Below are 21,453 nucleotides of genomic sequence, written 5' to 3' on the forward strand. Positions count from 1 at the left end.
CCCACGACACTACTGGCGCGGGGACCCGCTCACCTCCGGCGCCGCAGGGCGCGGCCCACCACCACGGCGGAGGCGATCACCAGGGCCGCGGCCGGGGCCGCCCAGCGCAGCGCGATGCCCGCGGCGCCCGCCTCGGGAGAGGGCACGGGCGAGTACCGGCCGCGCGGCGGGGCGTGGTCGACCTCCTCCGTGCTGCGGCCGATCATCGTGCGTCGGGCATGCGCGGCCTCCGCGGGCGGAACGTCCGGCACGGTGAACTCCAGCTCCGCGGACGGGTCGAGCGACGGGGGCGGCACGGGGGCGTCGAACACCGACTCCTTGCCGACGGCCGGCGCCTCGTCCGAGGCGGCATCGGGGGCAGGATCGGGGGCCGCGTCCGGCACAGGACCACGGGTGGGCTCGGCGGCCGCGTCCGGCACAGGACCAGAGGCCGGATCGGGGCTGGCGTCCGGCACAGGACCAGGGGTGGGCTCGGCCGCGTCCGGCACAGGACCACGGGTGGGCTCGGCGGCGGCATCGGGCGCCGGCCCGGAAGCGGGCTCCTCCCCGTCCCGCGCCGCCAGCGACTCCGTCACCAGCTGCTGCGTGAAGCGGTCCAGCAGCCGGCGTGCCGCGGCGAACGCCGCCTCCTCGTCCAGTTCCACGATGCGGCCGTCACCGCTCGCCGACCCGGTGTACGCGATCGTCGTCCCGCCGTCCGTCTGCGTGAGCCCGACGGTCAGGGCCAGCTCCACCGCCCCCGCGCCCCTGGCCTCCACGCCCTCCCCGGTGACGGAGAACGCGTCACCGCCACGGTCGGCGAGCGTCAGCGCCCCGCGGTACGTGATCGTGTGGCCGTCGATGCGGATCTTCAGCCGGCCGGCCAGCGGTCCCGCCGACGCGTCGGCGTCCTGCTGGAGTCCCGGTACACAGCGTGCGACACGCGCGGGATCACCCAGCGCCCGACGAAGGGACGCGACCGGAACCGGAACGAACACCTCATGCTCCATACCTCCCGAGCCTACTCAGCCCCGGCCGTCCCGTCAGCGCTTCCACACCCCGCACACCGTGGGGACCGCACCGCCCCGGCGTGCTCACGGTTCCTCCCGGTACCGCGGGTGCACCAGCGTCGAGGGCGGCACCCCCCGCAGCCGTACGCGCTCGGCCGAACGCCCGGCCGCAAGCAGTTCGCGCGCCCCCAGCGACCGCAGTGCCGGTGCCCGGCGGGCGATACCGAGCCGACCCACAGCGTGCGGGGCACCCAGCACGAACCCCCAGTCGTGCGGCGCCTCCGACGCGTCCGTGGCGCGGTCCGGACCTGCGGCGAAGCCCGTGAGACGGCCCTCGACGCGGTACGGGCGGGTGTCCAGGCCGCCCGCCCCCATCGACGCCTCCACCGTCCAGAACATCTCCGGTCTGCTGCCCAGCGGCCCGGCGTGCACCACGATCCGCCCGCCCGGCCCCAGGACCTCCGTGACCAGCCCGTAGAACTCCGCCGAGTAGAGCTTCGTGCTGGCCGTGATCCCGGGATCGGGCAGGTCCGAGACCACCACGTCGTAGCGGTCGCGGGTGACCCGCAGCCAGTTGAACGCGTCCCCGGAGACCGCCGTCATGCGCGGATCGTCGTACGCGTGCCCGTTCAGCGCGGAGAGCGCCGGGTCCGTACGGGCCAACCGGGTGACGGCCGGATCGAGCTCGACCACCACGACGGACTCGACGTCCGGATAGCGCAGCACCTCGCGGGCGGCCAGTCCGTCACCTCCGCCCAGGATCAGCACCCGCGCACGGCGCCCCTCCATCGCGGGATGCACCAGCGCCTCGTGGTAGCGGTACTCGTCGCGGGCGCTGACCCGCAGCCGGCCGTCCAGGTAGAGGTCGAGGGAGCCGCGGCCCTCTCCCGTGAGGACGACCTCCTGCACCTCCGTCTGCACGGCCACCCGCACCTGGTCCCCGTACACCGCGCGCCGCGCCGCCCGCTCGAAGTCGTCGACCAGGACCGTGGCCGTGGCCAGCAGCGCGATCACCGTGACGTTGACGGCGATCAGGAGCATCCGCGACCGGGGGGCGAGGTCCCGCCGGAACACCCACAGCACCAGCGCGCCGCCCGCCACCGCGTTGACCGCCCCGGTGAACAGCGCCCCGGTGAGCTGGCCCATCATCGGCAGCAGCAGGAACGGGAAGGCCAGCCCGCCGACCAGCGCGCCCACGTAGTCGGCGGCGAAGAGGTCCGCGACGGCCCCGCCCGCGTCCTGCCGGTCGACCCGCTGGATCAGCGTCATCAGCAGCGGGATCTCCGCACCGATCAGGACCCCGATCGCGAGCGAGAACCCGACCAGCGCGTAGCGCGACTCGCCGAGCCAGGCGAACGACGCGTACAGGACGAGCGCCGAGGTGCCGCCGACCAGTGCGAGGGCCGCCTCGATGAGCCCGAACCCGACAGCGGCACGGCTGCGTAAACGTTTCGCGAGAAGCGACCCGAGGCCCATCGCGAACACCATCACGGAGAGCACGACGGAGGCCTGCGTGACCGAGTCGCCGATCAGGTACGAGGCGAGCGCCACCAGTTCGAGCTCGTACACCAGGCCGCACGCGGCGCAGATGAAGACCACGGCCAGCACGAGGAACCGGCCGGTCCTCGGCCGTACGGGAAGCCGCGCCGCGCCCCCTCGCAGCGACACCTGCTGGTCGATCATGATGGGAACGCTACGTCACGAAGGGGTCGCCGCTTGTCACCCACAAGGGTGTAAGTGGCGTACCCCGGACATCTGTCGGACGCACGCCGGACGCATTCCGGCCACGCTCCGTGCCGCGAGCGGAGGGCTCCCCCGCTCACGGAACCGGTGCGGCCACACCCACCCGTGTCCGGGTCACCACCAACTGCCCCTCCTGCGGGTAGGCGTGCCAGGTCCGCCAGCGCACCTGGCCCTCCGTCTGCTGGGCCAGCATCGCGGTGAAGGCGTACGGGCTGCCGGGGAACGTCCCCGCGAGTCCGTGCGGATGGTCGGTCACCAGTGCGAGGAGTTCCTGCGCGCGCCCCGCGAACGAGCCCTCGGAGAGCGTCTCGACGCGGGCGGCGAACTCGTACTCCCAGTCGCCCAGGCGCTTGGCGACTCCGAGGGGCAGTGGCGTACTGCTGCCGGGGATACAGGCGACGGTCTCGGAGCACGTACCGCGCTCCTCTTCCAGAAGGACCTGGTGGGAGGCGCCGAGGAGCCTCATCTGCAGCTTGGCGCCGTCCAGTTGGAGGTCGAGTACGGCGAGGGCGGGCAGGGGTTCCCGCCCCAGCGCCCAGGCCAGATCGGCGGCACGGGTATCGGAATAGGCGGTCTGGAGGGTCGTGAGCATGGGTCGGCTCCGCAAACACACATGGACACCTGGACAGGGGGCGTCCCGGCGCGATGCGCCTGGGGGAGGGAAACGCCCGATCCGTCCCAACTCGGGTCCGAGGACTGAATGTTCTCTAGAGCGAGGGAATCATGAACTACGCCGCACTCACAGCGTTTTTGCCCAACTTGACGTGGTTTCCATCCCCTCGGGGGCAGCACGGTTCACCTGTTCCCTGTGCCGCTCAACAAAAAGGTGCCCGGCGGGAGTTCGGCCCGTCGGACACCTCACGGGCGCAGGCCCCTTCCACCGGCCGCGACCGGCGTGCGTACCGTCAGTCGCCGCCGCCACCGCCGCCACAGCCACCGCCGCCACCGCAGGACGAGCCGCTGCTCCCGCCGCACGAGTGGCCGCCGGAGTGACCGGACCCGCTGTCACCGGCCCACCAGCTGCCGCCGTCGGAACCGGAGCCGCCGCTGTCCGAGCCCCGTCGCCCGCCGCGCCCCTTGCGTCCCTTGCGTCCCTTGCGTCCCTTGCGTCCCGCCAGCGGGTTCTTCCTGCCTCCCGATCCCGACATCAGGGCTGCCGCCCCCGTGCACACGAGCACGATGAACACGATGAAGATGAACAGCTCCACCGACCTCACATCCTTCTCTTCCCCCGAAGCGAGGTCCCCGCTTCTTTCTTGACGGGGGGATTCCCGCGCCGTGCGGGGGCCAAAGCAGACTTGAGCAACTCCAGAGCTTCGGCACAGGATGGCGCCCATGACACAGGGACGACCGCTGCTCAACCGCCGCCTCGCCGAGTTCGGTACGACGATCTTCGCGGAGATGTCGGCGCTGGCCGTACGGACCGGATCGATCAACCTCGGCCAGGGCTTCCCCGACACCGACGGCCCCGAGGAGGTCCGCGAGGCCGCGGTCCGGGCCCTTCGCGCCGGCCACGGCAACCAGTACCCGCCGGGCCCGGGCGTACCCGAGCTGCGCACCGCGATCGCGGAGCACCAGCAGCGGCGCTACGGGCTGACGTACGACCCCGACACCGAGGTCCTGGTCACCGCGGGGGCCACGGAGGCCGTCGCGGCCGCCCTGCTGGCCCTCCTGGAGCCCGGCGACGAGGTGGTCGCCCTGGAGCCGTACTACGACTCGTACGCCGCCTGCATCGCCATGGCGGGCGGCACCAGGGTCCCCGTCACGCTCCACCCGCACGACGGCGCCTACCGGCTCGACCTGGACGAGCTCCGCGCCGCCGTCACCCCCCGCACCCGCCTGATCCTCCTGAACACCCCGCACAACCCCACCGGCACCGTGCTGACCCGCGAGGAACTGGCCGCCGTCGCCGCACTCGCGTGCGAGCGCGGCCTCCTCGTCGTCACCGACGAGGTCTACGAGCACCTGGTCTTCGAGGGCGAGCACATCCCGCTCGCCTCCTTCCCCGGCATGCGCGAGCGCACGGTCACCATCAGCAGCGCCGGCAAGACCTTCTCGTTCACCGGCTGGAAGATCGGCTGGATCACCGCGAGCCCGGAGCTGGTCACCGCGGTCCGCTCCGCCAAGCAGTTCCTGACGTACGTCTCCGGAGGGCCTTTCCAGTACGCGGTCGCCGAGGCGCTGCGCCTGCCCGACAGCTACTTCGACGAGCTGCGCGCGGACCTGCGCGCCAAGCGGGACCTGCTGAGCGGCGGCCTCGCCGAGGCCGGCTTCGAGGTCTACAGGCCCGCCGGGACGTACTTCGTCACCACCGACATCCGCCCGCTGGGCGGTGAGCGGGACGGCTTCGCGTTCTGCCGGGCGCTGCCCGAGCGGTGCGGGGTCGTCGCCATCCCGAACGCGGTGTTCTACGACCACCGCGACCAGGGCGCGCCCTTCGTGCGCTTCGCGTTCTGCAAGCGCACGGAGGTGCTGACCGAGGCGGTCGACCGGCTGAAGGGCCTCACGGTGCGGTGAGGCCGTCCGGGACGCGCGAAAGCCCGGCCCGGACGGTGGTCGCGATGACCGCCGTCCCGGGGCCGGGCCGCCGTTCCGTGGGCCGGATCAGGCCTCGGGGGAGGTCTCCGTGGGCTCGTCGCCCTCGGCCTTCTCCTCGGTCTCCAGGCCCAGGCGCTCCACGAGCCACTTGTCGAACTCGATGGAGGCGCGCACCCAGCTGACCGTCGAGGAGACGAAGTGCTCCAGGCTGACGCCGGTGCCGATGAGCATCTGCGCCTCACCGATCAGCCGGACGGAGGCGGCAGCGCCCTCCTCGCCCTCGTGGGCGTGCGTGTAGACCTTCGGCCACAGGGTGCGGCGGTTCCAGTCGTCGATCGCGTCGAGGAGAACGGCGCGCTGGTCCACGGCGTGCGGGCGGTCGTAGAACGTACGCACCGAGAAGACCTGCTGCTCCTCCTCGCCGCGGAACATGAAGTACGTGCGGAACTCTTCCCACGGCGCGGCGAGGTCGCCCTCGTCGTCGACGACGTACTTCAGCTCCATCTGCTCGAGAAGCTGCTTGACGAGGTCCTGGTCAGGGACAACCGGTCCCTCGGGTCCTGCCGCCTGCGGCTCGGGCTGGCCCCCGAAGTTGGGAATCGAGGACGGGTCGATAGACATCGCTGGGTACTCCTGTGGATCGCTCGTGGTTTCCTGCCATCGACCCTAGCCGCGATCGGCGGCCAGTAGTCCTACGCCCTCAGGGGAATCGTCCCGGCACCCGTCTGCCTGGCCCGCGCCCAGGAAACCGCGACCATGATCGCGCAGAGTGTCCCGACGAGCCCGGCCCCGCCGATCGTCAGGGCCGAGGACCCGGACAGCTGGGCGGCGAGACCGCCCGCCGCGACACCGATCCCCTGCATGGCGGTCAGTCCCGACCGGGCCAGTCCCAGCGCCTGACCGCGCTGGTCGGCCGGGGTGAGCAGCACGAAGGTGGCTCCGGCGGTGATCTGGTAGGCCGAGCAGATGCCCGACACCAGGAGCACCAGCAGGGCGACCCCCACCCCGGGGCCCGCCCAGTAGACGAGCAGCGGAACGTTCGCCCCCACCGCCAGCGGCCCGAGCAGCCGACGGCGCCGCTCGTCGCCGACGGACGCCCGCCCCAGGATCGCGGCGCCCAGGACCATGCCCGCGGGATGCGCGGCGAGCAGGAGCCCCACCGAGGCGGCGCTCGCGCCGACCTCCTCCGCGAAGGGGGCGGCAAGACCTTCGGGCAGCACGATGAACCCCGCCAGCCAGCCGAGCGCGACCAGCGAACGCAGCCGTGGGTCCGCCCAGATCAGTGCCGCCGCGCTCTTGATCTGGGTATGCATCCGCTTCGGCCGCGCGTCGGCGCTCGTGTCCACGGGACGCGCCTTCACGCCCAGGCGGATCAGGACGGCGGAGATCAGGAACGTCACGGCGTTCAGTCCCAGGGAGACGTGACTGCCGAGCCATACGACGAGGACACCCCCGAGGGCGAAGCCGACCAGCTGTCCGGCCTGGTGCGTGATCATGATGACCCGCTGCCCGCGCTCGTACAGGCGCTCACCCAGTACGGCCGGCATCAGGGCCCCCTGCGAGGCGCCGAACGGGGCCTCGGCGAGCTGCGCGAGGACCAGCAGTCCGGCCAGCAGCGGCAACGGTGTGCCGGGCAGAGCCATCAGCCCGACGAGGACGGCACGCACCAGGTCGCAGCCGATCATGACCGTGCGACGGGGGAAACGGTCCGCCAGCCCGGTCAGGAGCACCCCGGACAGCAGGGCGGGCAGGCTCGTCAGGGCATAGGTCGCCGCGGTCCAGCCGGCCGACTCGGTGCGTTCGAAGACCAGCAGCGACAGCGCCACCCGCGCCAGCTGGTCCCCCAGGACCGACTGCGCGAAAGCGGCCCACAGAGTACGAAATTCGCTGAGGCGAATTAGACTGTCGCTTTTGCAATCATTCGACTCCGCGCTTATCTCGCCAGGCTTACGTTCCGTCATGCGCGTACCATACCGGCTGACGAATTCCCCCAGACCTCACTCGCGGGTCAGCAAAGACGGTCCGTAGTGTCCCGGTATTGCGCGGAAACTTCGGCATCCACATCGCAGTTGATCCGCTGCGGTCGAGGGTGACGATATGTACCGTCCAGATACAAATAACAACGCACAGACCGCCCGGCATCTGCCATTCAGCCATGGAATGTAAATTTTCGGCTCAATTTTGTGGGCGGCCTCGTGGAGACGGGTCGAATGTCCTCGCAGTCGATGGATGCCGAATGCATCCATCAATGCGACGACTTCCGGCACGCGTGTGCCCCCGGCCGGGACGATCTCGGTCACGGCCGGGGGCACACGGACGGTCTACAGGGTCTTGGCGGGGGACGCCTTCCCGACGAGGAGACCGTCCCCGGCGCGGTCCACCCGGACCGTGTCGCCGTCCTTGACGTCGCCCGCGAGGATCTCCTTCGCGAGCCGGTCGCCGATCGCGGTCTGGATCAGCCGGCGCAGCGGCCGGGCACCGTATGCCGGGTCGTTGCCCTCCTCGGCCAGCCAGGCCAGGGCCTCCGGGGTCACGTCGAGGCTGATCCGCCGGTCGGCCAGCCGGTCGGCCAGCCGGCCCACCTGGAGGCCCGCGATGTGGGCGAGCTCGCCGCCGGACAGGGCGGAGAAGACGACCAGGTCGTCGAGCCGGTTGAGGAACTCCGGCTTGAACGACGCCCGTACGGTGTTCAGCACCTGCTCCTTCTTGGCCTCGGGCTCGATGAGGGGGTCGACCAGGAACTGGCTGCCCAGGTTCGACGTGAGGATCAGGATGGTGTTGCGGAAGTCGACCGTCCGGCCCTGCCCGTCGGTGAGCCGGCCGTCGTCGAGCACCTGGAGCAGGACGTCGAAGACCTCGGGGTGGGCCTTCTCGACCTCGTCCAGCAGGACGACGCTGTACGGGCGGCGGCGGACCGCCTCCGTGAGCTGGCCGCCCTCCTCGTAGCCGACGTAGCCGGGCGGCGCACCGACGAGGCGGGCGACGCTGTGCTTCTCGCCGTACTCGCTCATGTCGATGCGGATCATGGCCCGCTCGTCGTCGAACAGGAAGTCCGCGAGGGCCTTGGCCAGCTCGGTCTTGCCGACACCGGTCGGGCCGAGGAAGAGGAACGAGCCGGTGGGGCGGTCGGGGTCGGCGATTCCCGCGCGGGTGCGGCGCACCGCGTCGGACACGGCGCGCACGGCCTCGGACTGGCCGATCAGGCGCCTGCCCAGCTCGGACTCCATGCGCAGGAGCTTCTGGGTCTCGCCCTCCAGGAGACGTCCGGCCGGGATGCCGGTCCACGCGCCGACGACGTCGGCGATGTCGTCCGGGCCGACCTCCTCCTTGACCATGGTGTCCCCGGCGGCCTCCTGCTCGGCCTCGGCCGCTTCGGCCAGCTCGCGTTCCAGGCCGGGGATCTCCCCGTACAGCAGCTTGGACGCGGTGTCGAAGTCACCGTCGCGCTGGGCGCGTTCGGCCTGGCCGCGCAGCTCGTCGAGGCGCTCCTTGAGCTCACCGACGCGGTTGAGGCCCTGCTTCTCCTTCTCCCAGCGGGCGGTGAGGCCGCGCAGCTCCTCCTCCTTGTCGGCGAGGTCGCGGCGGATCTTCTCCAGACGCTGCTTGGAGCCCTCGTCCGTCTCGTTCCTGAGGGCCAGCTCCTCCATGTGCAGCCGGTCCACGGCGCGCTGGAGCTCGTCGATCTCCAGGGGGGAGGAGTCGATCTCCATGCGGAGCCGGGAGGCCGCCTCGTCGACCAGGTCGATGGCCTTGTCGGGGAGGAAGCGGGAGGTGATGTAGCGGTCGGAGAGGGTCGCGGCGGCCACCAGCGAGGAGTCGGCGATCTGGACCTTGTGGTGGGCCTCGTAGCGGCCCTTGAGTCCGCGCAGGATCGCGATGGTGTCCTCGACGGACGGTTCGGCGACCAGGACCTGCTGGAAACGGCGCTCCAGCGCGGGGTCCTTCTCGATGCGCTCGCGGTACTCGTCCAGGGTGGTGGCGCCGACCATGCGCAGCTCACCGCGGGCGAGCATCGGCTTGAGCATGTTGCCCGCGTCCATCGCGGAGTCGCCGCCGGCGCCCGCGCCGACGACCGTGTGCAGCTCGTCGATGAAGGTGATGATCTGGCCGCCGCTCTCCTTGATCTCGGAGAGGACGGTCTTGAGGCGCTCCTCGAACTCACCGCGGTACTTGGCGCCCGCGACCATCGCGCCGAGGTCCAGGGAGACGAGCCGCTTGTTCCTCAGGGACTCCGGGACGTCGCCCTTGACGATGCGCTGGGCGAGCCCTTCGACGACGGCCGTCTTGCCGACGCCGGGCTCACCGATGAGCACGGGGTTGTTCTTCGTACGGCGTGACAGCACCTGGACGACGCGGCGGATCTCCTGGTCGCGGCCGATCACCGGGTCCAGCTTGCCCTCGCGCGCGGCGGCCGTGAAGTCGGTGCCGAACTTCTCCAGGGCCTTGTACTGGCCCTCGGGGTCGGGAGTGGTCACCCGGCGCCCTCCCCTGCTCTTCTCGAATGCGTCCAGCAGCTTCTTCGCGCCGGCTCCCTGCCCGTCGAGGATCTCACCGGCACGGCCGCCCTTCGCCGCGAGGGCGATCAGCAGGTGCTCGGTGGAGAGGTAGTCGTCGCCGAGTTCCTTCGCCCGCTGTGCGGCGTCGGAGACGACGGCGAGCAGCTCACGGTCGGGCTGGGGCGGTGCGACGGTCGATCCGGTGACGCTGGGCAGCGTGCCGAGGAGCCGTTCGGTCCCCGCGCGCACGGCCGCCTGGTCGGCGTCGACCGCGGCCAGCAGGTCGATGATGTTCGCGTTGTCCTCACCCTCGAGCAGTGCGAGCAGCAGATGCCCCGGGGTCAGATCGGGGTGTCCGTCCTTGACGGCCCTGCTGGTGGCCGCGTTGAGGGCGTCCCGGCTCCTGTTGGTCAGCTCGGCGTCCACGGGCGCTGTCTCCTCCTCGTGCTGGTGCTTCACGGAACTATGACTCGAACAACGGGTACAAAGTTGAGTCTATTCCACTCAAGCTTGAACGGGCACCTCCGCACACGCGGCGCGAGCCCCGCATCTAGGCTGATCCCATGCCTGACGTACGCGACCCCGGCCCCGAGTACCTCGCCTTCTGGCGGGAGCGCCATGTGTGCACCCTGACCACGCTCCGCCCGGACGGCACTCCGCACGTGGTGCCGGTCGGCGTGACGTACGACCCGGAGACCCGGCTCGCCCGCGTCATCACCAGCGGCAGGAGCAGGAAGGTCGCCCACGTCCTGGCGGCCGGCCCGGAGGGCGCACGGGTCGCGGTCTGCCAGATGCAGGGGCGCCGCTGGGCGACCCTGGAAGGCCGCGCGGCCGTGCGTACGGAGGCGGACCAGGTGGCGGACGCGGTACGCCGCTACGCGGAGCGGTACGAACGCACTCCGGCGCACAACCCCGAGAGGGTCGTCATCGAGATCGCCGTGGACCGGGCGCTCGGCAGGGGCTGACCCGCGTCCGGGCAGCACAACGGCGCCATCGTGTTCAGGTCACGATGACGCCGTTGTGTGGGGGAAGTGCCTGAACGATCTGGAACGACGGGGGAACCGTTCAGGCACTGCGGGGGGTGGCGGAAATGGCTTCTTGCTCGAACAGCTCGTGGTCCCGCTGATCGAGATTGACGAAAATCATGCCGTACCGGACAGCACAGCGGACCGGCTGCGGGGCCCCTCGGGGCCGGCGAAGACAGCGATAGGCGCGGACGTCGTCGTCCGTCTCCATCACGACGACTATCGGCTCTCCGAACAGGGTGACCATCAACGAATCGCCCTGGCGGGTCAGTGCCGTGAGCAGATCGATGAAGTGCCACCCTGACCTGTAGGCCGTGGCCATCTCCCGCCGGAAGGTTCGGTCGTCCGGAGGGGTGGTCATGCGACCGTGCTGGTCGGAGCGGACCAGCCGATGTCACCGGCCTGCGTGTTCCAGCCGATGTCACCAGCCTGCGTGTTCCAACCGATGTCACCCGACTGTGCGCGCCAGCCGATGTCGTCGAGCGGAGCGGCCCAGCCGATGTCACCCGTGACGCCGGCGGGCGCGTTCCAGCCGATGTCACCCGACGCAGCGGCTTCACTGCTCCAGCCGATGTCGCCTCCGCTCAACCCCAGCCCCAGGGCCGCGACGAACGAGGCGGCAAGCACCGAGCGAAGCATTCGCTTATACATAGTCGGCTTCGTCCTCACTTGTGGATTCTTCTCCCCCGCACTTAAGACGATGTCTCACCCGGGCACTCGAACACCACTGAGTCGATGCATCATGTTCCTGTATGTTCAGGAACCTGGGGGGTGGAGATATGACCACAAGCAACACAAAGCCGACACATCCTCACGGGATCACCGAACTGTGCGAGGCCGGAGGGCTCCTTTACGCCAGCGCACTGCGTCTCGGCCGTATCGCTCGCGCCGAAGTGGCTCCGGCGCCGTGCCTGATGGAGTTCGCGCTCCTGCATCCCGATCCGGACGACGCGGAGTGGCTCCGTCCCGTTCCGCCTTCGGCCGCACTCGCACAGCACCTCCACCCCATCGAGCGCGAGATCCAGGAGCGACGGCGGCACTCGGTGGAACTGACCGAGTGCTTCGAACCGTTCATGGACATCAGCGCCCAGGGACCTCCGACCACGCACGCCATCACGGTGCTGGAGGGCGAGACCCGGATCAACGCCGCGCTCGACCTCGCCACGGCAGAGTGCCGCACCGAAGTCCTCACGGTCCAGCCCGGCGGCGGCAGGAGCGAGGACCGTCTGGGCAAATCGCTCGAACGCGGCCTGTCCGTGGTGCACCGGGGCGTGAGCATCCGCACCCTGTACCAGCACACCGTGCGCCACAGCCCCAGCACGCTCGCATATGCCGAACGCATCGCGAGCAATCATGTGGAGATCAGGACGCTCGAAGAACTCATCGAGCGGCTTATCATCTTCGACCGCACGGTCGCATTCATACCCGCCCAGGATGACCGCCAAGTCGCCCTGGAACTCCGCCATCCGGGCCTGGTCGAGTATCTCGCCAAGGTATTCGAGCAGCTCTGGACACGTGCCGAGCCGCTTCTGGAAGAAGTGAAGTACACACCGACGCCCCTGGGTATCAGCGGCGTTCAGCGCTCCATTGCACAACTCCTCGTGGACGGCCATGTCGACGACTCCATCGCCCGGCGCCTCGGTATGAATGTCCGGACCTGCCGAGCCCATGTGGCGAAGATCGCGACAGCCCTGGGAAGCAACAGCCGCGCCCAACTCGGCTATCTGATCGCCCGGTCGGGAATCCTGGACCAGGACACCTGACCCCCCTCGGGTGAGGCCGCTCGACCGGTACGACCAGCCTCCCCCCGCGGCTGGCTTTCCGCCACCGTCATCTTGTTGCGGTGCGGAAAGCGGGGGGTCCACAAATCGTCACCGATGAGGCAGAGCGGTCTCATTCGCACGGGAACCGAGAGCTCTGCGAACCGGCCGTACGCCTCTACGAGGAGGCGCTGCGTGCGGGACGTATCCCTCGAACCCGGCTGCCCGCCGCCCCGTGCCTGCTCGGCATGGCCCTCGTCCGTCCGACCCGGCGGACGACACCTGTGTGCGCCCCGTCCCGCCGTCGGCCGCGCCGGCCCATCTGCTGCAGCCCATCACCCGCGAGATGGACGAGCGGATACGGCTGACCGCCGCGCTCGCCGGAGCCCTGGCGCCCCTGGCGACGGTCGCCGGCGAGGACCCCGATCTCGCCATCACCGTGCTGGAGGGACGGCCGCTGATCATCTCGGCCCTCCGGGAGGCGTCCGCGTGGGCCGGGGACGAGGTGCTGACCGTGCAGCCGGGCGGCAACCGCCTGGAGCACCACATGCAGCAGGCCCTGCACAACGGCCGTACCGCGATCGCCGGAGGCGCCCGGCTCCGGCACCTGTACCAGCACCCCGCGCGCCACAGCCCGCGGCTCAGGGACTACCGGGGACAGATGCCCAGCGGCCGGCTCCAGGTGAGGACCATCGAGCAGACCGTCGACCGCCTCATCATCTTCGACCGCACGGTGGCGTACGTACCCGCCGCACCCGGTGACGAGGTCGCCCTGGAGGTCCGGCACCCGGCGCTCGTCCGCTACCTCACCCGGGTCCACGAGGTCCGCTGGGCCCAGGCCACGCCCAACAGCGAGCACCTGCCCTCCGCCACCCCCGGAGCCCTTGTCACGACCGTCCAGCAGACCATCGCCCGGCTCCTGGCCGAGGGCCACGTCGACGACGTGGTCGCCCGTGAACTCGGGATCGGCGTCCGCACCTGCCGCTCGCACATCTCCAAGCTGATGCAGACCCTCGACGCGCACAGCCGCACCCGGCTGGGGGCGCTCATCGTCCGGTCGGGCATCGCGGAACCGGACGGCGCACCGCGCCGCCGGGCGGTCACCCGGGCCTGGAGGCCTGACGAACGGCCCTCGGGACCGGGGCGCCGACGTCCCGCGCACCTGCCTGGACACGGCAGAAGGCAGGACCCCCGCGAACGGTGATCCTGCCCTCCGGAAGCGCTCTGCCCGCCGGGCGCTCAGTCCGTCGGCCTCTTGGGCCGCCACACGACCAGGGCACTGGTCTGCTGCACGTCCTGGTACGGCACCAGGTCCCGCCGGTAGGAGGCGTGCACCTGGGCTTCGCGCTGCTGCATGGCCACGGCCGCGCCGTCCACCGCCGCCGAGAGCTCGGCGACACGCTGCTGGAGCGCGGCGACCTGGTTCTCCAGCTCGATGATGCGCTTGATGCCCGCCAGGTTGATGCCCTCGTCCTGCGACAACTGCTGCACCGTGCGGAGCAGTTCGATGTCGCGGGCCGAATAGCGCCTGCCACGCCCGGCCGTGCGGTCGGGCGAGACCAGACCGAGGCGGTCGTACTGGCGCAGCGTCTGCGGGTGCAGGCCCGAGAGCTGGGCCGCGATGGAGATCACGTACACCGGTGATTCATCCGTCAGCTGGTACGGATTGCGTCGACGGCCGTCCATCTCAAGCTCCCTTCGCAGCCTGGAACAGCTCCGCCCGCGGGTCCTCCCCCGCGGTCGCCTTCCGGTAGGCCTCCAGCGCTTCCTGGGCGTCCGCGCCGAGTTCCTTGGGCACGGCGACCTCGACGGTCACGAGGAGGTCGCCCCGGGTGCCGTCCTTGCGTACGGCGCCCTTTCCGCGAGCCCGCATCGTACGCCCGTTCGGCGTGCCTGCCGGGAGTTTCAGGGTGACCGGAGGTCCGCCGAGCGTGGGGACCTTCACCTCGCCGCCGAGCGCCGCCTCCGTGAAGGTGACGGGCACGGTGACCGTGAGGTTGTCGCCCTTGCGGCCGAACACCGGGTGGGCGTCGACGTGGACGACGACGTACAGGTCGCCGGCCGGACCGCCGCGCTCGCCCGGGCTGCCCTTGCCGCGCAGCCGGATCCGCTGGCCGTCCAGCACCCCGGCGGGGATCCGGACCTGCATCGTGCGGGCCGACTTCGCCCGGCCGCTGCCCTTGCAGACCTCGCAGGGGTCCTGGGCGATCAGGCCCCGGCCCTTGCAGTCCACGCACGGGTCGGTGAGCGAGAATCCGCCGCCGCTGCCGCGCGACACCTGACCGGTGCCGACGCAGGTCGGGCAGACCCTCGGGGTGCCGTTCCTGTCGCCGGTGCCCGAACAGGCCTTGCATGGCGCCTGGCTGGACATCCGCAGCGGGACGGTGGCGCCGTCGACCGCCTCGGTGAAGCTGAGCGTGACCTCGGACTCGATGTCCTGTCCGCGGCGCGGCTGGACACGGGTGCCCGCACCGCCCCGGTTGAACAGTCCTCCGAAGACGTCGCCCAGGCCGCCGCCACCGGCGCCGAAGCCACCGGCTCCGCCGCCCTGGCCGCCACCCGGGGCGCCTCCGAAGAGGTCGCCCAGGTCGAAGTTGAAGTTGCCGCCCGCGCCGCCGGGACCCGCCCGGAAGCCTCCGTTGCCGAAGAGGGCGCGCGCCTCGTCGTACTCCTTGCGCTTCTTGGGGTCGCCGAGGATGTCGTTCGCCTCGGAGATCTCCTTGAAGCGCTCCTCCGCCTTCGCGTCACCCTTGTTGGCGTCCGGGTGGAACTCGCGTGCGAGCTTCCGGTACGCCTTCTTGACCTCGGCGTCGGTGGCGTCCTTGGGGACGCCGAGGACCTTGTAGTAGTCCTTCTCGACGAAGTCCTTCGTGCTCATCGACGTCCCTCCTTCCGGACGATAGGCCGTGCGGCCGGCCCTGTGGCCGGCCGCACGCCCCGTCGGTGTTCACCGCAGTGGTCGGACTCGACGTCAGACCTCTTCGGTGCCACCGCTCTCCTCGTCGTCAGCCTTCTCTTCCTTCGCGGCCGCGGGCGTCGCCCCCGGCTGCGGCTCCGCCACGGCCACCCGCGCGGGGCGGATGGTGCGCTCCCCGATGCGGTACCCAGGCTGCAGGATCGCCACGCAGGTCGTCTCGGTGACGTCCGGCGCGTACGAGTGCATCAGGGCCTCGTGGATCGTCGGGTCGAAGGGCTCGCCCTCCTTGCCGAACTGCTGGAGGCCCAGCTTGGCGGCCACCGTCTCCAGCGATTCGCCGACCGACTTGAAGCCGCCGACGAGCTCGTCGTGCTCCCGTGCGCGGCCGATGTCGTCGAGCACGGGCAGGAGGTCGGTCAGGAGGCCCGCGACAGCGAGCTCCTTGACGGCGACCCGGTCCCGCTCCACACGACGCCGGTAGTTCTGGTATTCGGCCTGGAGCCGCTGGAGGTCTGCCGTGCGCTCACCGAGCGCCGTACGGACCTGGTCCAGCTGAGCCGTCAGAGCCACTGTCTGCTGTACGTCCCCGGCCGGGGCCGCCGCCTCCTCCTCGGAGGGGGTGGCGGCCTTCGGCTCGACTTCGTCGGAGTTGGCGCCGGAGGGGACGTCAGGCTTCTCGTCGAAGCCCGGAGTCTCCTCGGTCACGCCGCACCGCCCTTGGTGTCCTTCTCGTCGTCGACGATCTCGGCGTCGACGACATCGTCGTCGGCCTTCGCGCCGGCGTCGCCCGGGGCGTCCGCGCCCGGCGTCGCACCGTCGGACTGGGCGTTGGCGTACATCGCCTGGCCCAGCTTCTGGGAGACGGCCGCGACCTTCTCGGTGGCGGTACGGATCTCGGCGGTGTCCTCGCCCTTGAGCTTCTCCTTCAGCTCGGTGAGCGCGGTCTCCACCTCCGCCTTCACGTCGCCGGGGACCTTGTCCTCGTTGTCCTTGAGGAACTTCTCCGTCTGGTAGACGAGCTGCTCGCCCTGGTTGCGCGACTCGGCGGCCTCGCGGCGGCGGTGGTCCTCGTCCGCGTACTGCTCGGCCTCTTCACGCATCCGGTTGACCTCGTCCTTCGGCAGCGAGGAGCCACCGGTGACGGTCATCTTCTGCTCCTTGCCGGTGCCGAGGTCCTTGGCGGCGACGTGCATGATGCCGTTGGCGTCGATGTCGAACGCGACCTCGATCTGCGGCACACCACGCGGGGCCGGCGGCAGACCCGTGAGCTCGAACATCCCGAGCTTCTTGTTGTACGCCGCGATCTCGCGCTCGCCCTGGTAGACCTGGATCTGCACGGACGGCTGGTTGTCCTCGGCCGTCGTGAAGATCTCGGAACGCTTGGTCGGGATCGTGGTGTTGCGCTCGATGAGCTTGGTCATGATCCCTCCCTTGGTCTCGATACCGAGAGACAGCGGGGTCACGTCGAGGAGCAGGACGTCCTTGACCTCGCCCTTGAGGACACCGGCCTGGAGCGAGGCGCCGATGGCGACGACCTCGTCCGGGTTCACACCCTTGTTGGCGTCCTGGCCGCCCGTGAGCTCCTTGACGAGCTCGGCGACGGCCGGCATGCGGGTCGAGCCACCGACGAGAACGACGTGGTCGATCTCGGAGAGCTGGATGCCCGCGTCCTTGACGACGTTGTGGAACGGCGTCTTGCAGCGCTCCAGCAGGTCGGCGGTCAGCTGCTGGAACTGCGAGCGCGTGAGCTTCTCGTCCAGGTGCAGCGGGCCCTCGGCCGACGCCGTGATGTACGGGAGGTTGATCGTGGTCTCGGTCGAGGACGAGAGCTCGATCTTCGCCTTCTCCGCGGCCTCGCGGAGACGCTGGAGAGCCATCTTGTCCTTGGACAGGTCCACGCCGTGCCCGTTGGCGAACTGCTTCACCAGGTAGTCGACGACGCGCTGGTCCCAGTCGTCACCACCGAGGTGGTTGTCACCGTTGGTGGCCTTCACCTCGACGACGCCGTCGCCGATCTCCAGGAGGGACACGTCGAAGGTGCCGCCACCGAGGTCGAAGACGAGGATCGTCTGGTCGTCCTTGTCGAGCCCGTACGCCAGCGCGGCGGCCGTCGGCTCGTTGACGATGCGCAGGACGTTGAGGCCCGCGATCTCACCGGCCTCCTTCGTCGCCTGACGCTCGGAGTCGTTGAAGTACGCCGGAACGGTGATCACCGCGTCGGCGACCTTCTCGCCCAGGTACGCCTCGGCGTCGCGCTTCAGCTTCTGCAGGATGAAGGCGCTCATCTGCTGCGGGTTGAAGTTCTTGCCGTCGAGCTCGATCTTCCAGTCGGTGCCCATGTGGCGCTTGACCGAACGGATCGTCCTGTCGACGTTCGTCACTGCCTGGCGCTTGGCGACCTCGCCGACGAGCACCTCGCCGTTCTTGGCGAAGGCGACGACGGACGGCGTGGTCCTGGCGCCTTCGGCGTTGGTGATGACGGTGGGCTCGCCGCCTTCGAGAACGCTGACGACGGAGTTAGTCGTGCCCAGGTCGATGCCGACCGCACGTGCCATTTCGATTCCTCCAACTGACTACTTGAGTGGATCTGACTCAAGGATGCATGACACCAGTCCCGGAGTCAAAGGACCTGAGCCACCTCGACTCAACTAAGGTGCTCACACCTGGGCTGGCCTGGTCCTTTATATGGCTCCTACGCGAATGGAGCGGCGCCGCGCGGACGCAACACCAGCGACACCCCGCACTCCCGTCGCGCCACGCACCCCCGACCCACCATCGCACCGTGGGATCGTTCTGTCACAAAAGGCAGCGAGCCGGTCATAACGGCACGTCACAGATCCCGACCGATCCCGGGCAGGTGCGATGCAGAACGCGAAGCGGACCGCGGTACGTAGGACGACGCGCCCCGCCACGGCCACGGCGGCACGGGCGGCGTCACGAACGGCATCACAGGCGGCGTCACGCGCCGCCCGCGTGATCACGGCGCGACTGGCCGCCACGACGGTCAAGCGGAGCCTGGACCTGGCACTCGGCTCGGCCCTGCTGCTCCTGGCCGCCCCCGCACTCGCCCTCGCCGCGCTGGCCCTGGCGCTCCGGGCGGGCCGCCGCCCCGGAGGCGTACTGAGCCGGGAGCTCCGGACAGGCCTCGGCGGTCGCACCTTCGAGCTGCGCACGCTGCGCACCCGGCGGCTGCGGCTCGACCTGCTGTCCCGGCTGCCGCACGTCGTACGGGGGGAGCTCTCACTGGTCGGGCCGGCCCCGCTGGCGCCCGACGATCCGGAGGTCTGCGGGCCCGGCGCCGGCCGCTGGCGGCGGGAGCTGCGCCCCGGTCTGACCGGTCTGGCGCAGGTGCGCGCCCGCTCCGCAATGCCGTGGGACGAACCCGCGCTGCTCGACGCGCACTACGCGGAGCATCATGGGACGGGTCTCGACCTGGCGATCCTTGCGCGATCCGTACACATCCCACTGCGTACGGCCGTGCTCGGACTTGTCCGCCCGGGAAAGGCTCACCTGAGCGACACAGATCACCGCTTGCCCGGCTACAGCGTGACGGAATAAGTGGATAGTGTCAGCACAGACTGATTAAGTTACTGCTTAGTAATTGCTTGTACGTGCTGGATCCCACCCTCGCAGGCCCGAGGAGCCCCCAAATGCAACTCGCCGCGATCATCGTGTCGCTGGTGCTGACCGTCGTCGGCGTTGCGCTCATCGCCCGAGCCGTCGCGCAGATCTACCGGTTCGTCCGTATCGGACAGCCGGTCCCGGCAGGCAGCCGCACCGACAACCCCAAGCAGCGCACGATCACCCTGGCCAAGGAGTTCCTCGGCCACACCCGGATGAACCGGTGGGGAATCGTCGGCTTCGCCCACTGGTTCGTCGCGATCGGCTTCCTGACACTGCCGCCGACGCTGCTCCAGGCGTACGGACAGCTCTTCCAGGCCGACTGGGTGCTGCCGATCGTCGGCGGCTGGCTGCCGTTCGAGATGTACATCGAGTTCATCGGCATCATGACCGTGCTCGGTATCGTCACGCTGATGGCCATCCGGCTGCTGAACCTGCCCTCGCGGGCCGGCCGCAAGTCGCGCTTCGCCGGCTCGATCGCCTGGCAGGCGTACTTCGTCGAATACATCATCCTGATCATCGGCCTGGCCATCCTGGCCCTGCGTGGTCTCGAAGGCGCGATCCACCATGTCGACGGTTACGAGGCCTCGTACTTCGTCTCGTATCCCCTGGTGCTCGCCTTCAAGGGACTGGGCGTCGGTTCGCTGCAGAACCTCATCTACTTCACCGCGATGATCAAGATCGGCACCTCGCTGATCTGGATGATCACGGTCTCGCTCAACACCAACATGGGTGTCGCCTGGCACCGCTTCCTCGGCTTCCCGAACATCTGGTTCAAGCGGAACGCCGACGGCGAGGTCGCGCTCGGCGCGCTCCAGCCGATGACCAGCGGCGGGCAGGAGATCGACTGGGAGGACCCGGCCGAGGACGCCGTGTTCGGTGTGTCCCAGGTCGAGCAGTTCTCCTGGAAGGGCATCCTCGACTTCTCCACCTGCACCGAGTGCGGGCGCTGCCAGTCGCAGTGCCCCGCCTGGAACACCGGCAAGCCGCTCTCCCCCAAGCTCCTGATCATGTCCCTGCGCGAGCACGCGCACGCCAAGGCCCCCTACCTCCTGGCCGGCGGCGGCAAGGACATGGAGGGCAACGAGCAGGCCACCGAGGAGCAGCTCAAGGACGTTCCCGCGGCCGCTCTCGCGGAGGCCGAGCGGCCTCTCGTCGGCACTGCCGAGGAGAACGGTGTCATCGACCCGGACGTCCTGTGGTCCTGCACGACCTGCGGTGCGTGTGTGGAGCAGTGCCCGGTCGACATCGAGCACATCGACCACATCGTCGACATGCGCCGCTACCAGGTGATGATCGAGTCCGCGTTCCCGTCCGAGGCGGGCACGATGCTCAAGAACCTGGAGAAGAAGGGCAACCCCTGGGGCCTTGCCAAGAAGCAGCGGGTGGAGTGGACCAAGGAGGTCGACTTCGAGGTCCCGATCGTCGGCAAGGACGTCGAGGACCTCAGCGAGATCGACTACCTGTACTGGGTCGGCTGCGCGGGCGCCCTGGAGGACCGGGCGAAGAAGACGACGAAGGCCTTCGCGGAGCTCCTGCACATCGCGGGCGTGAAGTTCGCGATCATGGGCGGCGACGAGAAGTGCACGGGTGACTCCGCCCGCCGCCTCGGCAACGAGCCGCTGTTCCAGCAGCTCGGCCAGGAGAACGTCGCGATGCTGAACATGGCGTTCGGCGAGGATGACGACGACGACTCGACGAAGAAGGCCAAGGCGACGAAGAAGATCGTCGCGACCTGCCCGCACTGCTTCAACACCATCGCGAACGAGTACCCGCAGCTCGGCGGCGAGTACGAGGTCATCCACCACACGCAGCTGCTCCAGCACCTGGTGGACGAGGGCAAGCTGATCCCGGTGACGCCGGTCGAGGGTCTGATCACCTACCACGACCCCTGCTACCTGGGCCGTCACAACAAGATCTACACGCCCCCGCGCGAGATCATCGCGAAGGTCCCGGGTCTGCGGAACGAGGAGATGCACCGCCACAAGGAGCGCGGCTTCTGCTGCGGCGCCGGCGGTGCCCGGATGTGGATGGAGGAGCGGATCGGCAAGCGCATCAACAACGAACGCGTCGACGAAGCCCTCTCCCTCAACCCCGACATCGTCTCCACCGCCTGCCCGTTCTGCCTCGTCATGCTGACCGACTCGGTCAACGGCAAGAAGAACGACGGCCAGGCCAAGGAGTCGATCCAGGTGGTCGACGTCTCGCAGCTCCTCCTGGAGTCCGTGAAGACGCCCGCCGACCCCGCGGACGACGCGGAGACGGCGGACCAGCCCGAACCCGAGCCCGTGAAGTAACACGCGCTCCCACGGACGGAAGCGGCCGGACCTGCCTCGGGGGCAGGACCGGCCGCTTCCGTCCGTC

Annotated in this window: 18 protein-coding genes and 1 pseudogene; 6 read left to right on the top strand and 13 right to left on the bottom strand. The window is 69.9% G+C overall.

What is annotated here, in order from left to right; genetic code table 11:
- Window positions 1–29 precede the first annotated feature (29 nt).
- The 4 genes from OG524_RS17135 to OG524_RS17150 form a co-directional block, all read right to left on the bottom strand.
- Window positions 30–989 carry an SRPBCC domain-containing protein gene (locus OG524_RS17135; RefSeq protein ID WP_405810909.1) on the bottom strand — a complete coding sequence of 320 codons (960 nt, stop codon included), beginning with the start codon at window positions 987–989 and terminating at the stop codon, window positions 30–32.
- An 84-nt stretch (window positions 990–1,073) separates the two neighbouring features.
- The gene (locus OG524_RS17140; protein WP_405810911.1) at window positions 1,074–2,672 is read right to left on the bottom strand and encodes a polyamine aminopropyltransferase; all 1,599 of its coding nucleotides are present in this window, start codon (window positions 2,670–2,672) and stop codon (window positions 1,074–1,076) included.
- 136 nt (window positions 2,673–2,808) lie between these two features.
- Entirely contained in the window at window positions 2,809–3,324 is a 516-nt protein-coding gene (locus OG524_RS17145) for a DUF2617 family protein (protein WP_405810913.1), read from the bottom strand.
- A 313-nt stretch (window positions 3,325–3,637) separates the two neighbouring features.
- Window positions 3,638–3,940, bottom strand: coding sequence for a hypothetical protein (locus OG524_RS17150; protein ID WP_405810915.1), 303 nt, complete (start codon window positions 3,938–3,940; stop codon window positions 3,638–3,640).
- Window positions 3,941–4,067: 127 nt separating this feature from the next.
- On the opposite strand from OG524_RS17150, the gene OG524_RS17155 reads away from it, so the two are divergent.
- Window positions 4,068–5,249, top strand: coding sequence for a pyridoxal phosphate-dependent aminotransferase (locus OG524_RS17155; RefSeq protein WP_405810917.1), 1,182 nt, complete (start codon window positions 4,068–4,070; stop codon window positions 5,247–5,249).
- Window positions 5,250–5,336: 87 nt separating this feature from the next.
- Here OG524_RS17155 and OG524_RS17160 read toward each other — a convergent pair whose 3' ends face one another.
- From OG524_RS17160 to clpB, 3 genes are all read right to left on the bottom strand, one after another.
- Entirely contained in the window at window positions 5,337–5,891 is a 555-nt protein-coding gene (locus OG524_RS17160) for a YbjN domain-containing protein (protein ID WP_405389945.1), read from the bottom strand.
- Window positions 5,892–5,962: 71 nt separating this feature from the next.
- The gene (locus OG524_RS17165; RefSeq protein WP_405389944.1) at window positions 5,963–7,231 is read right to left on the bottom strand and encodes an MFS transporter; all 1,269 of its coding nucleotides are present in this window, start codon (window positions 7,229–7,231) and stop codon (window positions 5,963–5,965) included.
- Between the two features lie 360 nt (window positions 7,232–7,591).
- Window positions 7,592–10,192, bottom strand: a complete 2,601-nt coding sequence (gene clpB, locus OG524_RS17170) for an ATP-dependent chaperone ClpB (RefSeq protein ID WP_405812473.1) — start codon at window positions 10,190–10,192, stop codon at window positions 7,592–7,594.
- Window positions 10,193–10,329: 137 nt separating this feature from the next.
- On the opposite strand from clpB, the gene OG524_RS17175 reads away from it, so the two are divergent.
- Window positions 10,330–10,731 carry a pyridoxamine 5'-phosphate oxidase family protein gene (locus OG524_RS17175; RefSeq protein ID WP_405389943.1) on the top strand — a complete coding sequence of 134 codons (402 nt, stop codon included), beginning with the start codon at window positions 10,330–10,332 and terminating at the stop codon, window positions 10,729–10,731.
- Window positions 10,732–10,831: 100 nt separating this feature from the next.
- Here OG524_RS17175 and OG524_RS17180 read toward each other — a convergent pair whose 3' ends face one another.
- Window positions 10,832–11,152: a (2Fe-2S)-binding protein gene (locus tag OG524_RS17180; RefSeq protein ID WP_361899603.1), complete on the bottom strand. Its 321-nt coding sequence runs from the start codon at window positions 11,150–11,152 to the stop codon at window positions 10,832–10,834.
- Window positions 11,149–11,442, bottom strand: coding sequence for a 5'-nucleotidase (locus OG524_RS17185; RefSeq protein ID WP_405810920.1), 294 nt, complete (start codon window positions 11,440–11,442; stop codon window positions 11,149–11,151). The genes OG524_RS17180 and OG524_RS17185 overlap by 4 nt, the downstream gene beginning before the upstream one ends.
- 101 nt (window positions 11,443–11,543) lie before the next feature.
- Here OG524_RS17185 and OG524_RS17190 point away from each other — a divergent pair, with 101 nt between their 5' ends.
- Both OG524_RS17190 and OG524_RS17195 read left to right on the top strand, forming a co-directional pair.
- Window positions 11,544–12,554 (top strand): helix-turn-helix transcriptional regulator, encoded by a 1,011-nt coding sequence (locus OG524_RS17190; protein ID WP_405810922.1) that lies wholly within the window; start codon window positions 11,544–11,546, stop codon window positions 12,552–12,554.
- 104 nt (window positions 12,555–12,658) lie between these two features.
- A pseudogene (locus OG524_RS17195) lies at window positions 12,659–13,755 on the top strand (LuxR C-terminal-related transcriptional regulator).
- 35 nt (window positions 13,756–13,790) lie between these two features.
- Here the strand turns inward: OG524_RS17195 and OG524_RS17200 are convergent.
- The 4 genes from OG524_RS17200 to dnaK all read right to left on the bottom strand — a co-directional run bounded on the left by OG524_RS17200 (window position 13,791) and on the right by dnaK (window position 18,023).
- Entirely contained in the window at window positions 13,791–14,237 is a 447-nt protein-coding gene (locus OG524_RS17200; protein ID WP_056793306.1) for a heat shock protein transcriptional repressor HspR, read from the bottom strand.
- Between the two features lies 1 nt (window position 14,238).
- Entirely contained in the window at window positions 14,239–15,429 is a 1,191-nt protein-coding gene (gene dnaJ / locus OG524_RS17205) for a molecular chaperone DnaJ (protein ID WP_405389939.1), read from the bottom strand.
- Between the two features lie 93 nt (window positions 15,430–15,522).
- The gene (grpE, locus tag OG524_RS17210) at window positions 15,523–16,173 is read right to left on the bottom strand and encodes a nucleotide exchange factor GrpE (protein ID WP_405389938.1); all 651 of its coding nucleotides are present in this window, start codon (window positions 16,171–16,173) and stop codon (window positions 15,523–15,525) included.
- Window positions 16,170–18,023, bottom strand: a complete 1,854-nt coding sequence (gene dnaK, locus OG524_RS17215) for a molecular chaperone DnaK (RefSeq protein WP_405389937.1) — start codon at window positions 18,021–18,023, stop codon at window positions 16,170–16,172. Before dnaK ends, grpE begins: the two co-directional genes overlap by 4 nt.
- A gap of 307 nt (window positions 18,024–18,330) precedes the next feature.
- Between dnaK and OG524_RS17220 the strand changes: the two genes are divergently transcribed.
- The gene (locus tag OG524_RS17220) at window positions 18,331–19,026 is read left to right on the top strand and encodes a sugar transferase (RefSeq protein WP_405389936.1); all 696 of its coding nucleotides are present in this window, start codon (window positions 18,331–18,333) and stop codon (window positions 19,024–19,026) included.
- 92 nt (window positions 19,027–19,118) lie between these two features.
- On the top strand, window positions 19,119–21,386 hold the full coding sequence (locus tag OG524_RS17225) for a heterodisulfide reductase-related iron-sulfur binding cluster (protein WP_405389935.1): 2,268 nt from the start codon (window positions 19,119–19,121) through the stop codon (window positions 21,384–21,386).
- Window positions 21,387–21,453: the final 67 nt, after the last annotated feature.

Source organism: Streptomyces sp. NBC_01520, from assembly GCF_045040375.1.
GTDB lineage: Bacteria > Actinomycetota > Actinomycetes > Streptomycetales > Streptomycetaceae > Streptomyces.

What these genes read in the sequence shown, in the direction of transcription:
- OG524_RS17140 (WP_405810911.1), bottom strand. Translation starts at nt 2,672, where the DNA reads ATGATCGACCAGCAGGTGTCGCTGCGAGGGGGCGCGGCGCGGCTTCCC.
- OG524_RS17220 (WP_405389936.1), top strand. Translation starts at nt 18,331, where the DNA reads ATGCAGAACGCGAAGCGGACCGCGGTACGTAGGACGACGCGCCCCGCC.
- dnaK (WP_405389937.1), bottom strand. Translation starts at nt 18,023, where the DNA reads ATGGCACGTGCGGTCGGCATCGACCTGGGCACGACTAACTCCGTCGTC.
- OG524_RS17225 (WP_405389935.1), top strand. Translation starts at nt 19,119, where the DNA reads ATGCAACTCGCCGCGATCATCGTGTCGCTGGTGCTGACCGTCGTCGGC.
- OG524_RS17135 (WP_405810909.1), bottom strand. Translation starts at nt 989, where the DNA reads ATGGAGCATGAGGTGTTCGTTCCGGTTCCGGTCGCGTCCCTTCGTCGG.
- dnaJ (WP_405389939.1), bottom strand. Translation starts at nt 15,429, where the DNA reads ATGAGCACGAAGGACTTCGTCGAGAAGGACTACTACAAGGTCCTCGGC.
- OG524_RS17190 (WP_405810922.1), top strand. Translation starts at nt 11,544, where the DNA reads ATGTTCAGGAACCTGGGGGGTGGAGATATGACCACAAGCAACACAAAG.
- OG524_RS17160 (WP_405389945.1), bottom strand. Translation starts at nt 5,891, where the DNA reads ATGTCTATCGACCCGTCCTCGATTCCCAACTTCGGGGGCCAGCCCGAG.
- OG524_RS17175 (WP_405389943.1), top strand. Translation starts at nt 10,330, where the DNA reads ATGCCTGACGTACGCGACCCCGGCCCCGAGTACCTCGCCTTCTGGCGG.
- OG524_RS17155 (WP_405810917.1), top strand. Translation starts at nt 4,068, where the DNA reads ATGACACAGGGACGACCGCTGCTCAACCGCCGCCTCGCCGAGTTCGGT.
- OG524_RS17165 (WP_405389944.1), bottom strand. Translation starts at nt 7,231, where the DNA reads ATGACGGAACGTAAGCCTGGCGAGATAAGCGCGGAGTCGAATGATTGC.
- OG524_RS17185 (WP_405810920.1), bottom strand. Translation starts at nt 11,442, where the DNA reads ATGTATAAGCGAATGCTTCGCTCGGTGCTTGCCGCCTCGTTCGTCGCG.
- OG524_RS17180 (WP_361899603.1), bottom strand. Translation starts at nt 11,152, where the DNA reads ATGACCACCCCTCCGGACGACCGAACCTTCCGGCGGGAGATGGCCACG.
- OG524_RS17145 (WP_405810913.1), bottom strand. Translation starts at nt 3,324, where the DNA reads ATGCTCACGACCCTCCAGACCGCCTATTCCGATACCCGTGCCGCCGAT.
- OG524_RS17200 (WP_056793306.1), bottom strand. Translation starts at nt 14,237, where the DNA reads ATGGACGGCCGTCGACGCAATCCGTACCAGCTGACGGATGAATCACCG.